General features: G+C 68.2%; 11 protein-coding genes. All 11 read right to left on the bottom strand.

Annotated features, from left to right (window positions below; translation table 11 throughout):
- Position 1: 1 nt before the first annotated feature.
- Positions 2-1,525, bottom strand: a complete 1,524-nt coding sequence (mmsA, locus tag ACXIZN_RS10590) for a multiple monosaccharide ABC transporter ATP-binding protein (protein WP_007032200.1) — start codon at positions 1,523-1,525, stop codon at positions 2-4.
- Between the two features lie 4 nt (positions 1,526-1,529).
- Positions 1,530-2,657: a multiple monosaccharide ABC transporter substrate-binding protein gene (gene chvE / locus ACXIZN_RS10585; protein WP_457953990.1), complete on the bottom strand. Its 1,128-nt coding sequence runs from the start codon at positions 2,655-2,657 to the stop codon at positions 1,530-1,532.
- Positions 2,658-2,683: 26 nt separating this feature from the next.
- Positions 2,684-4,189: an L-arabinose isomerase gene (gene araA, locus ACXIZN_RS10580; protein WP_257486325.1), complete on the bottom strand. Its 1,506-nt coding sequence runs from the start codon at positions 4,187-4,189 to the stop codon at positions 2,684-2,686.
- Positions 4,186-4,872, bottom strand: a complete 687-nt coding sequence (locus ACXIZN_RS10575; RefSeq protein ID WP_126735004.1) for an L-ribulose-5-phosphate 4-epimerase — start codon at positions 4,870-4,872, stop codon at positions 4,186-4,188. Before ACXIZN_RS10575 ends, araA begins: the two co-directional genes overlap by 4 nt.
- Entirely contained in the window at positions 4,869-6,542 is a 1,674-nt protein-coding gene (gene araB / locus ACXIZN_RS10570) for a ribulokinase (RefSeq protein ID WP_457953988.1), read from the bottom strand. Before araB ends, ACXIZN_RS10575 begins: the two co-directional genes overlap by 4 nt.
- A 151-nt stretch (positions 6,543-6,693) precedes the next feature.
- The gene (yjfF, locus tag ACXIZN_RS10565) at positions 6,694-7,677 is read right to left on the bottom strand and encodes a galactofuranose ABC transporter, permease protein YjfF (protein WP_457953987.1); all 984 of its coding nucleotides are present in this window, start codon (positions 7,675-7,677) and stop codon (positions 6,694-6,696) included.
- Entirely contained in the window at positions 7,674-8,711 is a 1,038-nt protein-coding gene (locus ACXIZN_RS10560; protein WP_457953985.1) for an ABC transporter permease, read from the bottom strand. The genes yjfF and ACXIZN_RS10560 overlap by 4 nt, the downstream gene beginning before the upstream one ends.
- Positions 8,708-10,228 carry a sugar ABC transporter ATP-binding protein gene (locus tag ACXIZN_RS10555; RefSeq protein ID WP_457953984.1) on the bottom strand — a complete coding sequence of 507 codons (1,521 nt, stop codon included), beginning with the start codon at positions 10,226-10,228 and terminating at the stop codon, positions 8,708-8,710. The genes ACXIZN_RS10560 and ACXIZN_RS10555 overlap by 4 nt, the downstream gene beginning before the upstream one ends.
- 39 nt (positions 10,229-10,267) lie before the next feature.
- Entirely contained in the window at positions 10,268-11,239 is a 972-nt protein-coding gene (locus ACXIZN_RS10550; RefSeq protein WP_457953982.1) for an ABC transporter substrate-binding protein, read from the bottom strand.
- Between the two features lie 77 nt (positions 11,240-11,316).
- Complete coding sequence (locus ACXIZN_RS10545) at positions 11,317-12,330, bottom strand: LacI family DNA-binding transcriptional regulator (RefSeq protein ID WP_457953980.1); 1,014 nt, start codon at positions 12,328-12,330, stop codon at positions 11,317-11,319.
- Between the two features lie 384 nt (positions 12,331-12,714).
- Positions 12,715-13,761 (bottom strand): LacI family DNA-binding transcriptional regulator, encoded by a 1,047-nt coding sequence (locus tag ACXIZN_RS10540; RefSeq protein WP_185927236.1) that lies wholly within the window; start codon positions 13,759-13,761, stop codon positions 12,715-12,717.
- Positions 13,762-13,945 lie beyond the last annotated feature (184 nt).

The raw sequence follows: 13,945 nt of genomic DNA, 5'->3' as shown, positions 1-13,945 counted from the left end.
CTTACTCCTGTTCCCTGGTCATCGCCCGCATGAGGACCTCTTGGGTGGCCTCGGCCCGGCCGACCTCACCGGTGATCCGGCCCGCCGACAGCGTGTAGATCCGGTCGCACAGACCGAGCAGCTCCGGCAGCTCGGAGGAGATGACCAGGACGGCCTTCCCCTCGTCGGCGAGCCGGTTGACGATCGTGTAGATCTCGTACTTCGCGCCGACGTCGATGCCGCGGGTGGGCTCGTCGAGGATCAGCACGTCCGGATCGGTGAGGATCCATTTGGACAGCACGACCTTCTGCTGGTTGCCGCCGGAGAGCGTGCCGGTCACGCTCCGCACGTCCGGTGCCTTGATGTTCATGCTCTTGCGGAATTCCTCCGCGACACGATGTTCTTCGTTCTCGTCCACCCAGCCGCGCCTGGCGAGTTTGCCCAGTGCCGCGCCGGAGATGTTGCGCTGGATGTCTTCGATGAGGTTGAGCCCGTAGCGTTTACGGTCCTCGGTGGCGTACGCGATCCCGTTGGCGACGGCGTCGCCGACCGTGCGCACCTCGATCTCCTTGCCGTCCTTGACCAGACGACCGGAGATGTCCTTGCCGTACGAGCGGCCGAACACGCTCATCGCGAGCTCGGTCCGCCCGGCGCCCATCAGCCCCGCCAGGCCGACGATCTCGCCGCGCCGCAACGTCAGGCTCGCGCCGTCCACGACCACCCGGCCGTGCTGCGTCGGGCTGTGCACGGTCCAGTCCTCGATCCGGAGGACCTCGTCGCCGATCCGCGGTTCCCTCGGCGGGAACCGGTTCTCCAGCTTCCGGCCGACCATCCCGGCGATGATCCGGTCTTCGGTCACCGTGCTCGCGTCGAGCGTCTCGATCGTCCTGCCGTCCCGCAGGATCGTGATCGAGTCGGCGATCGCGGCGATCTCGTTGAGCTTGTGCGAGATCAGGACGCAGGTGACGCCGTCGTCGCGCAGGCCGCGCAGCAGTTCGAGCAGATGCGCCGAATCGTCGTCGTTCAGCGCCGCCGTCGGCTCGTCCAGAATCAGCAGTTTGACCTCTTTGGACAGTGCCTTGGCGATCTCCACCAGCTGCTGTTTGCCCACACCGATGTCGAGCACCGGCGTCACCGGGTTTTCCCGCAGGCCGACGCGCCGCAGCAGCTCGCCGGCCTCGGAGTTGGTCCGGTTCCAGTCGATCAGCCCGCCGCGCGCCTTCTCGTTGCCGAGGAAGATGTTCTCCGCGATGGACAGCTGCTGGCACAGCGCGAGTTCCTGGTGGATGATCACGATCCCGCGGCGTTCGCTGTCGCGGATCGCGGAGAACGCGCACGGCTCGCCGTCGAAGACGATCTCGCCGTCGTACGAGCCGTGCGCGTAGACGCCCGAGAGCACCTTCATCAGCGTGGACTTGCCCGCGCCGTTCTCGCCGCAGATCGCGTGGATCTCTCCCCGGCGCACCGACAGGTTGACGTCCTGCAGCGCCTTGACGCCGGGGAAGGTCTTGGTGATCCCCCGCATCCGAAGGATTTCGTCGGTCACGTCGCTACCTCAGCTGTTCCGCTTTGTAGTAGCCCGAGTCGATGAGTTCCTTCTGGTAGTTCCCCTTGTTGAGGATCACCGACTCCAGCAGGAACGCCGGGACGACCTTCTGGCCGTTGTTGTAGTCGGTGGTGTTGTTGGTCTCGGCCTTGCCGCCCTTGAGCACCGCGTCGGCCATCTTGACCGTGGTCTCGGCGAGTTTGCGGGTGTCCTTGAAGATCGTCGAGTACTGCTCGTTCGCGATGATCGACTTCACCGACGCGACCTCGGCGTCCTGGCCGGTGACCACGGGGTACGGCTGGCCCGGGGTGCCGTAGCCGTTGCTCTTCAGCGCCGAGAGGATGCCGATCGAGAGCCCGTCGTACGGCGAGAGCACGCCCTGCACCTTGTCGCCGGAGCTGTAGGTCTTGGTCAGGAGGTCTTCCATCCGCCGCTGCGCGGTCGCCGCCTGCCAGCGCAGGATCGCGGCGACGTTGAACGCCGTCTGGCCGCTCTTGACGACCAGCGTCCCGTTGTCGAGGTACGGCTTCAGCACCGACATGGCGCCGTTGAAGAAGAACGTCGCATTGTTGTCGTCCGGCGAACCGGCGAAGAGTTCGACGTTGAACGGTCCCTTGCCCTCGCCGGGCGAACCGTCCTCCTTGAGCACCTTGAGCCCGGTGAGCAGCGACGTCGCCTGCTGCACGCCGACCTTGAAGTTGTCGAAGGTCGCGTAGTAGTCGACGTTCGGGGTGTTGCGGATCAGCCGGTCGTAGGCGATGACCGGGATCTTCTTGTCCGCGGCCTCCTGCAGCTGGGTGGTGATCGCGGTGCCGTCGATCGAGGCGATCACGAGCAGCTTGGCGCCCTTGGTGATCTGGTTCTCGATCTGGTTCACCTGGGTGGGGATGTCGTCCTCGGCGTACTGCAGGTCGACCTGGTAGCCCAGCTTCTCCAGCGCCGCCTTGATGTTGTCGCCGTCGTGGATCCAGCGCTCCGACGATTTGGTCGGCATGGTGACGCCGACCAGGCCGCCCGCGGCACCGCTCGTGGCCGCCTGCTGATCGACGGTCTTCTCACTCGAACCGCAGGCCGTGAGCGCGGCACCGAGGCCGACCGTCACGGCCAGTGTGGCCAGTTTCGTGAACTTCATTGTTCCTTCTCTCCGGTGGGGACCGATCAGAATCCTTGTGCGAGCCGGTAGTAGGCCTGGTTCCAGCGCATCCGGTCAGCGATCGAGGCAGGGGTCGTGGTCTGGTCGATCACCAGCAGTTCGACGTCGAGCATGGTGGCGAAATCCCGGATCGTTTCGGCGCCGACGGCCTGCGTGAGCACCGTGTGGTGCGGCCCGCCCGCGGTGATCCACGCTTCGGCGGACGTCGCCAACGACGGCGCAGGCTTCCACACCGCGCGCGCCACCGGCAGATTCGGCAGCGGCTCGTCCGGAGCGACGACCTCGACTTCGTTGGCCACCAAGCGGAATCGGTCGCCGAGGTCGGCGAGGCCGATCACGACGGCGTCACCGGCGGCGGCGTCGAACACCAGCCGGACGGGGTCCTCGCGGCCACCGATCCCGAGGGGGTGGATCTCGCACGAAGGTTTGGCGGCGGCGATGCTCGGACAGACCTCGAGCATGTGCGCGCCGAGGATCTTCGGTTCGCCGGGCCCGAAGTGGTAGGTGTAGTCCTCCATGAAGGACGTTCCGCGTTCGGAGTCGCGGCCCATCGCCTTCACCGCGGTCAGCAGTGCGGACGTCTTCCAGTCCCCCTCGCCGCCGAAGCCGTAGCCGTCGGCCATGAGGCGCTGCACAGCGAGACCCGGGAGCTGCCGCAGGCCGCCGAGGTCCTCGAAGTTCGTGGTGAACGCTCCGAAGCCGCCGTCCGTCAGGAACGTGCGGAGCCCCTTCTCGATCCGGGCGGCGTACCGCAGCGACTCGTGCCGCTCCCCCGCCTTGGTCAGCTCCGGCGCGAGCGCGTACGTCTCGGCGTACTCCTCGACGAGCTTGTCGACCTCGGCGTCGGGCACCGCGTCGACCAGCGCGACGAGTTCGTTGACGCCGTAGGTGTTCACCGAGACGCCGAACTTCAACTCCGCCTCGACCTTGTCCCCGTCGGTGACCGCGACGTCGCGCATGTTGTCACCGAACCGCGCGAGCTTGAGCGAGCCGATCGTCTGGCGGCCGACCGCGGCACGGACCCAGGCGTCGATCCGGTCGGCGACCGATGGATCCGCCGCGTGCCCGGCGATGGTCTTGCGCGGCACCCCGAGCCGGGTCTGGATGTAGCCGAACTCGCGGTCGCCGTGCGCGGCCTGGTTCAGGTTCATGAAGTCCATGTCGATGGACTGCCACGGCAGCGCCTCGTTGAGCTGGGTGTGCAGATGCAGCAAGGGTTTCCGCAGCGCGTCGAGCCCGGTGATCCACATCTTCGCCGGCGAGAACGTGTGCATCCACGCGATCACGCCGACACAGGCGTCGTCCGCGTTCGCCTCGAGCATCACGCGCCGGATCGCCGACGGCTCGGTCAGCACCGGCTTCGCGACGATCCCGGCCGAGATGCGGCCGGTGTCGGCCAGCATCCGCTGGATCTGCAACGACTGGCCCGCGACCTGTTCGAGGGTTTCCTCGCCGTACAGCGCCTGACTCCCGGTGAGGAACCAGACCTCGGTCTTCCGCTGTGTGCTCACTTCTCTCCCTGCTGGCCGTAGACGTTCTGGTAGCGCGCGTAGAGCCGGTCCACGTCCTGTTCGGACAGTGGTTCCGGCGTTCCCAGCGCGGAAGCGATGTGGACGGTCTTCGCGACGTCCTCGACCATCACCGCGGCCTTGACCGCGTCCCGTGCGGTGCGGCCGACGGTGAACGGGCCGTGGTTGCGCATCAGCACCGCGGGCGAGCGGCTGGACCGCAGCGTCTCGACGATGCCCCGGCCGATCGAGTCGTCACCGATCAGCGCGAACGGCCCGACCGGGATCTCGCCGCCGAACTCGTCCGCGATCATCGTGAGCACGCACGGGATGGGCTCCCCGCGCGCCGCCCAGGCGGTGGCATACGTCGAATGCGTGTGGACGACACCGCCGACCTCGGGCATGTGCCGGTAGACGTAGGCGTGCGCAGCCGTGTCCGAAGACGGCGCCAGGTCACCGTGGACGACTTCGCCGTACAGGTCGGTGACGACCATCGTGTCGGCGGTCAGGTCGCCGTAGGACACCCCGGACGGCTTGATCACCATCAGGTCGTGCCCGGGGACGCGCGCCGAGACGTTGCCCGCGGTCCAGATGACCAGTTCGTAGCGGGTCAGCTCGCTGTGCAGCCGCGCGACGGTCTCCCGCAGTTCTTCGAAGGTGTCCGTGATCTCCACGGCGAGGCTCATCGGTGCTGTCCTTTCCTGACGGCGCGGCGGCGGGCGGCGAGCCGGTGCATGACGTCGTTCGTCCCGCGGCCGAAGTAGTCGTGCAGCGCGGCGTACTCGGCGTAAAGGTCGTTGTAGGCCTTGACGTTCTCGGGGATCGGCCGGTGGACCGCCCGGCGGACCGAGCCCATCGCGAGCGCGGCGGCCGGGACGTCTGCGTGCGCTCCGGCGGCGACGGCGGCGTGGATCGCCGAGCCCAGCGCGGGACTCTGCGCCGAGCCCGCCACGGACAGCGGCAGGTTCGTGACGTCGGCGTAGATCTGCATCAGCAGCGGGTTCTTGACCAGGCCGCCGGCGACGATCAGTTCGGTGACCGGCACCCCGGCGCGGTCGAAGGTCTCGATGATCGTCCTGGTGCCGAACGCGGTCGCTTCCAGCAGTGCGCGGTAGGTGTCCTCGGCGCGGGTCGCGAGTGTCTGCCCGACGATCACACCGGAAAGCTCGTGGTCGACCAGCACCGACCGGTTCCCGCTGTGCCAGTCGAGTGCGACGAGTCCGTGCTCGCCGATCTCCTGCACCGAGGCGAGACGGGTGAGCAGTTCGTGGACGGAGATCCCCGCTTCCCTGGCGTCGTCCACATAGGACGCCGGGACGCCGTGTTCGACGAACCACGCGAAGATGTCGCCGACCCCGCTCTGCCCGGCCTCGTATCCCCATTTCCCGGACACGATCCCGCCGTCGACGACGCCGCACATCCCCGGCACCTCGCGCAGTTCGGCACCGTTCATCACGTGACAGGTGGACGTGCCCATGATCGCGACCATCTGGCCCGGCTCCACGGCCTGGACGGCGGGCGCGGTGACATGCGCGTCGACGTTGCCGACCGCGACCGCGATCCCTTCCGGCAGCCCGGTCCATTCCGCCGCCTGGGCGCTGAGGCTTCCCGCCTTGGCGCCGAGAGCGCCCAGCGGATGGATGAGCTTGTCGTCCACAAAGGACCCGAAGCCGGGCGCGAGCTCTTCCAGGAACTCGGCGCTCGGGTAGTGACCGTCCTGGAGAATGCCCTTGTAGCCGGCGGTGCACGCGTTGCGGACGTAGGTCCCGGTGAGCTGCCAGACGATCCAGTCGGCGAGTTCGACCCAGTGCCGCATCCGGTCGTAGACCTCGGGCGCCTCTTCGAAGACCTCCAGCGCCTTGGCGAACTCCCACTCCGACGAGATCAGCCCGCCGTAGCGCGGGAGCCAGGATTCGCCACGCTTGCGCGCCAGCGCGTTGATCCGGTCCGCCTGCGGCTGCGCGGAATGGTGCCGCCACAGCTTCACGTAAGCGTGCGGGTTCCCGGCGAACTCCGGCAGCTCGCACAGCGGTGTGCCCTCGGCCGTGGTCGGCACCATCGTGCAAGCGGTGAAGTCGGTGCCGATGCCGATCACGTCGGCGGGATCCGCGCCGGCGGCCCGGATGGCTTCCGGCACGGCGGTCCGGAGGACGTCGACGTAGTCCGACGGCACCTGCAGCGCCCAGTCCGGCGGCAGACCGTGACCGCTCTCGGGCAGGATCCGGTCGATCACGCCGTGCCGGTACTCCGAAACCGCGCTGCCCAGTTCCGCGCCGTCACGGACGCGGACCACGACGGCCCGGCCGGACAGCGTCCCGAAGTCGACGCCGACGACCAGCGGCTCCCCTGTACTCACTTCTTCTCCCGCATTGTTAGCGTTCACATTTCTGGTCGAAAACCACGATCACGCGTGCTTTAAGCCGTAACTCGCGTGCTTGAAGGCGTAACTCACGTGTTTGAAGGCGATCCGGCTCCGATCACGCGAGTTACGGCTCCGATCACGCGAGTCACGTGGTCCGCCTGCCGACGAGGCGCTGCAGGACGATGAAGGCGAACAGCAGCGCACCGGTGATGATCGAGGTCCACCACGAGTTCAGCGTGCCGTCGAAGGTGATCAGGGTCTGGATGATGCCCAGCACCATGATCCCGAGCACCGTCCCGAGGACGTAACCGGAGCCGCCGGTGAGCAACGTGCCGCCGATGACGACGGCCGCGATCGCGGTCAGTTCCAGTCCGACGCCGTTGAGCGGATCGCCGGAGGACTTGTACAGCACCAGGAGCAGACCGCCGAGCGCCGAGCAGAACCCGCTGAGCGTGTACACCGAGATCCGCGTGCGGCCGACGTTCAGACCCATCAATAGCGCCGACTTCGGATTCCCGCCGATCGCGTACACCGTCCGGCCGAACCGCGTTCCGTAAAGGACATACGCGGCGGCCGCGACCACGACCAGCGCGACGACCACGCCGATCGAGATGTGCAGTTCCCCGCCGAGCGGGATCTGCGTCTGCGCGAGGCTCGCGACCGTCGGGTCGTCGATCGAGTACGCCTGGGTGCTGATCGTGTAGCAGAGCCCCCTGGCGAAGAACATCCCGATGAGCGTGGCGATGAACGGCTGGATCTCGAAGACCTGGATCAGCACGCCCATCCCGAAGCCCAGCGCCGCGCCGATCGCCAGAACCGCGGGGATCACCGCGAAAACCGGCCAGCCCTGGTTCTGCAGCAGGTCGGCGGAGACCACAGTGGACAGCGCCACCACCGAACCGACCGACAGGTCGATCCCGCCGGTGAGGATCACGAATGTCATCCCCACGGCGACGACCAGCAGGAACGCGTTGTTGATGAACAGGTCCAGCACGACCTGCCCGGAGCCGAACGCCGTGTAGCTCGACGCGCCGTAGATGTACGCAGCGACGAGCATCGCCATCGTCGCCAGGATCGGCAGATGCCGCTGCCTCGGCCGATAGCCCTTGATGCGGTCGAGTGTCGTCATACCCCGGCCTCCACCTTCTCCGGCCGCACGGCGGGCGACGGCGGGGCCGCCTTTCGCCGCCGGGCGAGCTTCTTGCGGAACACCGGCGACTGCAGCAGGCAGACCGCCAGCACGACGACGGCCTTGAACAGCATGATCGCCTGCGGTGCGATCCCGAGCGCGTACACGGTCGTCGTCAACGTCTGGATGAGCAGCGCGCCGATCACCGAGCCGGTGAGCGAGAACCGGCCGCCGGTCAGCAGCGTCCCGCCGATCACGACGGCGAGGATCGCGTCCAGTTCGATGAACTGCCCGGCGTTGTTGCCGTCGGCGCTGTGCACGTTCGCGCTGATCATCAGTCCGGCGATGCCGGCACAGAGCGCGCAGAAGACGTAGGTGAGCCAGATCAGCCGGGCCGAGCGGAGACCGGCGAGCCTACCGGCCTCCGGGTTCCCGCCCACCGATTCGACCAGCAGCCCCAGCGCCGACCGGCGGACCAGCACCGCGGCGATGGCGAACACCGCGAGCGCGATGAGGATCGCGCTGGGCAGGCCGAAAGTGAACCCGCTGCCGATCCATTCGTAAGGATGCGAATTGACGGTGATGATCTGGCCGCCGGTGATCAGCTGGGCGATACCGCGGCCCGCGACCATGAGGATCAGCGTGGCGATGATCGGCTGGATGCCCAGCACCGCCACGAGCCAGCCGTTCCACACCCCGAGCGCGAGCGCCAGCCCCAACGCCATCCCGACCGCGGCGAGCGTGCCGCCGAGGCTGTTCTGATCACCGAGTCCGCTGATGTGCAGGCAGGCGAGCGCGCCGCTGATCGCCACGACCGCGCCGACGGAGAGGTCGATCCCCCGCGTCGCCACCACCAGCGTCATGCCGATCGCGATGAGGATCAGCGGGGCGCCGTTCTTGAGGATGTCGATCAGGTTCCCGTAGAGGTGCCCGTCGCGGAACTCGATCGCGAAGAACGCCGGATGGACGATGAGGTCGCCGAGCAGCAGCGCCAGCAGCGCGACGACGGGCCAGAACAGACGATGCTTGGTCATCGTGCGACTCCTTCGGCCATCGTCGCCATGACGCGGTCAGCGGTCAGCGATTCGTTGTCCAGTACGGCGACCACCGCGCGGTCGCGCAGCACGACGACCCGGTGGCTCAGCCGCAGCACCTCCTCGAGTTCGGCGGAGATGAACACGACGGCCATCCCCTCACTCGAAAGCCGGGCGACCAGCCGCTGGATCTCGGTCTTGGCCCCGATGTCGATACCGCGCGTCGGCTCGTCGAGGATCAGCAGCCGGGGCTCGGTGATGAGCCACCTCGCCAGCAGCACCTTCTGCTGGTTGCCACCGCTCAGGTCGCCGACCTTCGCCTCCGCGTTCGCGGGCCGGATGTCGAGCATTTCGATGTAGCGCTCGGCGATCTCTTCCTGCCGCTTCCGCGGGATCGGCCGTGCCCAGCCCCGTGAGGCCTGCAGCGCGAGCACGATGTTCTCCCGCACCGTGAGCTCTTCGACGAGCCCCTCGGTCTTGCGGTTCTCCGAGCAGAACGCGATGCGGTGGTCGAGCCCGGTCCGCGGCGTCTTCAGCGACACCGGCTCACCGTCGATCCGCACGGAACCGCTGTCCGCGTGATCGGCGCCGAACAGCAGCCGCGCCAGTTCGGTGCGGCCCGAACCGAGCAACCCGGCGAGGCCGACGACCTCGCCCGCCCGGATGTCGAGCGAGAACGGCGCGACACCGCCCTTGCGGCCGACGTCGCCCGCTTCGAGGAACACCGGCGCTCCGGCGAGGTCGTGCCGGCTGTGGCCCGCGTCCTCGATGCCTTCGAGTGCTTCGAGTTCCTTGCCGATCATCCTGGTGACCAGGTCGACCGGGGTGATCTCCTCGGTGCGGTACTCGCCGATCAGCTTCCCGTTGCGCAGCACCGTCATCCGGTCCGCGACGGCGAAGACCTGCTCGATGAAGTGGGAGACGAAAAGGATCGCCATCCCCTGCTCCCGCAGTGAACGCACCACGTTCAGCAGTTGCTCGACCTCCCCGGCGTCCAAACTGGACGTCGGTTCGTCGAGCACGAGGACCCTCGCGTCGACGTCGAGCGCCCTGGCGATCGCGACCAGTTGCTGCACCGCGATCGAGCAGCTGCTCAGCTCGGCCGAAACGTCCACTTCGACGTCCAGCCTGGCCAGCAGCGCGGCCGCCCGGCGGCGCGTCTCACGCCAGTCGATGCGGCCGCGCCGTCGCGGCTCCTTGCCGAGGCAGATGTTCTCCGCCACCGACAGGTTCGGGCACAGGTTCACTTCCTGGTAGACGGTGCTCACGCCGGAGCGCTGCGCTTCTCCCGGGCCGCTGAACGCGACCGGGGAGCCGTCGAGTTCGATCGTGCCCGCGTCCACCCCGTACACGCCGGTGAGCACCTTGATCAGAGTGGACTTGCCGGCGCCGTTCTCACCCATCAGTGCGTGCACTTCGCCGGGGAACATCCGGAAGGAGACGTCGTCGAGGGCGACCACGCCGGGGAATTCCTTCCGGATATGGCTCATCCGCAGAATCGCAGGGGGTTCTGTCATCGCTGACCTTGTTCTCGGGGGGGGGACGCGGGTCCGGGATCAGTACTGGCGTTGCGGCAGGGCGGCCTTCGCGGCGGCCTGGTCGAATTCGGTCTCGGTGGTCTCGATGCGCGGGGGCACCTGCTCACCGGCGGCAACCTTCTTCACCAGCTCCATCAGCTGCGGGCCGAGCAGCGGGTTGCATTCGACGACGTGGTTGATCTTGCCGTCGGCCAAGGCCTGCAGGGCGTCGCGGACACCGTCGACCGAGACGATCTTGATGTCCTTGCCGGGCACCTTCCCGGCCGCCTCGATCGCCTCGATGGCACCGAGGGCCATGTCGTCGTTGTGCGCGTAGAGCACGTCGATCTTGGGCTGGGACTTCAAGAAGGCCTCCATGACCTCCTTGCCCTTGGCCCGGGTGAACTCACCGGTCTGCGAAGCGACGACCTTGAACTTCGGGTTCGAGGCGATGACGTCCGCGAAGCCCTTCTTGCGGTCGTTCGCCGGCGCCGAGCCGGTGGTGCCCTGCAGTTCCACGATGCTGACGTCGCCCGCCGCGGAGCCGAACTCCTTGGCCAGCCACTCGCCCGCCTTCCTGCCCTCGGCGACGAAGTCCGAACCGAGGAAGGTCTTGTACAGCGACTTGTCCGGCGAGTCGACGGCGCGGTCGGTCAGGATCACCGGGATGTTCGCCGTCTTCGCCTCTTTCAGCACGGTGTCCCAGCCGGATTCCACGACCGGCGAGAAGGCGATCACCTTGACCTTCTGCTGGATGTAGGACCGGATCGCGGCGATCTGGTTCTCCTGCTTCTGCTGCGCGTCGGAGAACTTCAGCTCGATCCCGGCCGCCTTCGCGGACTCCTGGATCGACTTCGTGTTCGCCGTGCGCCAGCCGCTCTCCGCGCCCACCTGGGCGAAGCCGAGGGTGAGGGCGCCGCCGCCACCAGTTCCACCGCCACCGCCGCACGCGGAGAGCAGGAGCAGCCCGGCCACTCCGGCCACGATCGCCGTCCACGGTTTTCTTGCCACATCGACTCCTAGATCCGCACTGATCAGTTGAGTTAGCGTTAACACTCACACCTTGAGCCTCGAAAACGGCTCCGGTGCTACGAAAGACCGGTGCTCTCCCGCACGATCAGTTCGGGGACCACCAGGTCGCGGTCACGGTTCTCACCGCCGTTCATCCGGCGGCGGAGCAGGTCGAACGTGCGCCTCCCGACTTCGACGAAGTCCTGGCGCACCGTCGTCAGCGGCGGTGTGTAGTAGGCCGCCTCGGGAACGTCGTCGAAACCGACGATCCGCATCTCCCCCGGCACGTTCACCCCGGCTTCGGTGCAGGCACGGAGAAAACCGAGGGCCATCTGGTCGTTCGCCACGAACACCGCGTCCAGCCCCCGTTCGCCGACGAGGGATCGCCCCGCCGCGTACCCGGAACGCGCGCTCCAGTCGCCGCGGATGACGGGCGGGATCCGTGCTCCGTGCCGCTGCAGGGTCTCGCGCCAGCCACGTTCGCGGTCGAGCGCCTCCAGCCAGTCTTCGGGCCCGGCCACATGCCAGACCGTCTCGTGGCCGAGGCCGAGCAGGTGCTCGGTGGCGCGCCGCGCGCCGTCGTACTGGTCCACCGAGATCACCGGGACCGGCGCCTTCTGCCCGCCGCCGACCGCGACGAGCGGCACGTCGCTGGGCGCCGCCTCCAGCGCGCGTGCGGCGGTGACGTGCGGCGCGATCACGACGATGCCCTCGACGGCCTGGCGGCGCAGGCGCTCCACCGCGTCCGCGATGGACGAGCGGCCAGGACGGCTGATGCTGGTTATGGTCGTCGCGTAGCCGGCTTCGCGGGCCGCGTGCTCGATCCCGCTCAAGGTACTGGCCGGACCGTAGAGGTTGGCCTCCAGCGCGACCACACCGAGCGTGCCCGAACGACCGGTGACCAGGGCGCGGGCGACCGAGTTCGGCCGGTAGTCCAGCTGCTCGATGGCGGCGTTGACCCGGACGCGCGTCTCGGCGCGGACCGGCCCGGTGCCGTTGATGACCCGCGAGACCGTCATATGCGAAACACCCGCGAGCGCGGCCACGTCGGTGAGACTGGCCTGCTTGCTCTCGGTGGTGTCGCGCGCCATCGCCTGTCTCCCAATCCCGGTACCGTGTGACGAGTGCCGCAAGTGTTAGCGATAACACGAGCCGGGTCAAGCGCTCACCGAGTCACAGTCGGGTCACGGAGCCGGGGTCGCGTGGCCGCTGGCGGCGATCCGGCTTACGGAGAGATGCGTCGAATGTGGCGTGTCGCGAAAGCCACTTTCCGGACGTCTGATGTCCCGAAAGTGGCTTTCGCGACGCCGCCCCCTGGGCTGTCACGTCCGGCGCGGACGCGGTGCGGCCTCAGCTGGAGGCGCGATGCGTGAGCGAGACCGGCAAGATCCGCTNGCGCCGGCCGCCCCCCCCCCCCCCCCCCCCCCCCACGCCGCCCCCTGGGCTGTCACGTCCGGCGCGGACGCGGTGCGGCCTCAGCTGGAGGCGCGATGCGTGAGCGAGACCGGCAAGATCCGCTGGCGGGGCTTGAGTTCCCGGTCGTCCATCACCGCGAGCAGGGTCTCGACCATCACGCGCACCTGTTCGCGCGGATCCTGGTGGACCGAGGTCAGCGGCGGGTCCATCTCCGGCGCGAGGGTCGCGTTGTCATCGAAACTGACGACGGCGACGTCCGACGGGATCCGCCGTCCGGCGGAATGCAGGGTGCGGAGCGCGCCGAGGGCCATCATGTCGCTGGCCACGAAGACGGCGTCGAGGTCGGGGCGCCGGGCGAGCAGGTTCGACATCGCCTTCGCCCCGCCGGTCAGGGTGAAGTCGCCTTCCTCCATCAGGTCCGCCGGGTCGAGCCCGGCGTCGAGGAGGGTTTTGCGCCAGCCGGAGAGCCGGTCGATCGCCGCGCTCTGGTCCTGCGGACCGGCGATCGTGGCGATCCGGCGATGGCCGGCCTCGACCAGATGTGCGACCGCGAGCTTCGCGCCGCCCTCGTTGTCGAAGTCGACGACGTGGACACCGCGTTTCAGCCCGGCCGCCTGCCCGCCGTACACCACCGGGATCCTCAGCTGCCGCAGCGCCTTGGGCAGCGGATCTGTCCGGTGCGGCGCGAAGACCAGCGCGCCATCGACGTGCCCACCGTCGAGGAACCGGACCGTGCGGTCGAGATCCTCGCGGGTGTCACTGAAGATCAAGACCATCTGGCAGCCGACGTCGGCGAGTTCGCGGTAGCCCGCGCGCATGACCGCGGTGCGGTACGGGTCGTCGAGCAGCCGCGCCTCCGGCTCCGACAGCACGACCGCGACCGCACCGGTCCGCCTCGTCACCAGCGACCTGGCCGCCTGGTTCGGGGAATAGCCGAGTTCGCGCGCCGCGGCCTGGACCTTCTCACGGGAGCGCGCGCTGACGTAGCCGTCGTCGTTCAGCGCACGGGACGCCGTCGACCGGCTGACCCCGGCGGACGCGGCGACGTCCTCCAGCGTCGGCCTGCCGTCTTCCTCTGGTCGAGGCCCCACCCGCGCCACCTTCACTCTTCAGCTCCATCCGGACACCGACAGCTTAATGCTCGGCGGGCGGCGACACTGAGAGCGCTCCCCTGATGGAAACACTCTCATTACAAGCCCTTGACACCGCCATACCTTGGCGACAGACTCGGCGCATCCTGGGAGCGCTCCCATTTTCTCCTCACCCCCATCAGCAAGGGACGCAAGAGCG

Source organism: Amycolatopsis sp. TRM77291, assembly GCF_054166285.1.
The sequence above is the reverse complement of the archived record's forward strand: the minus strand, read 5'-3'. Positions and strand labels throughout refer to the sequence as shown.

Coding starts and splice junctions, on each gene's coding strand:
- chvE (WP_457953990.1), bottom strand. CDS start 2,657: ATGAAGTTCACGAAACTGGCCACACTGGCCGTGACGGTCGGCCTCGGT.
- ACXIZN_RS10575 (WP_126735004.1), bottom strand. CDS start 4,872: ATGAGCCTCGCCGTGGAGATCACGGACACCTTCGAAGAACTGCGGGAG.
- yjfF (WP_457953987.1), bottom strand. CDS start 7,677: ATGACGACACTCGACCGCATCAAGGGCTATCGGCCGAGGCAGCGGCAT.
- ACXIZN_RS10560 (WP_457953985.1), bottom strand. CDS start 8,711: ATGACCAAGCATCGTCTGTTCTGGCCCGTCGTCGCGCTGCTGGCGCTG.
- ACXIZN_RS10555 (WP_457953984.1), bottom strand. CDS start 10,228: ATGACAGAACCCCCTGCGATTCTGCGGATGAGCCATATCCGGAAGGAA.
- ACXIZN_RS10545 (WP_457953980.1), bottom strand. CDS start 12,330: ATGGCGCGCGACACCACCGAGAGCAAGCAGGCCAGTCTCACCGACGTG.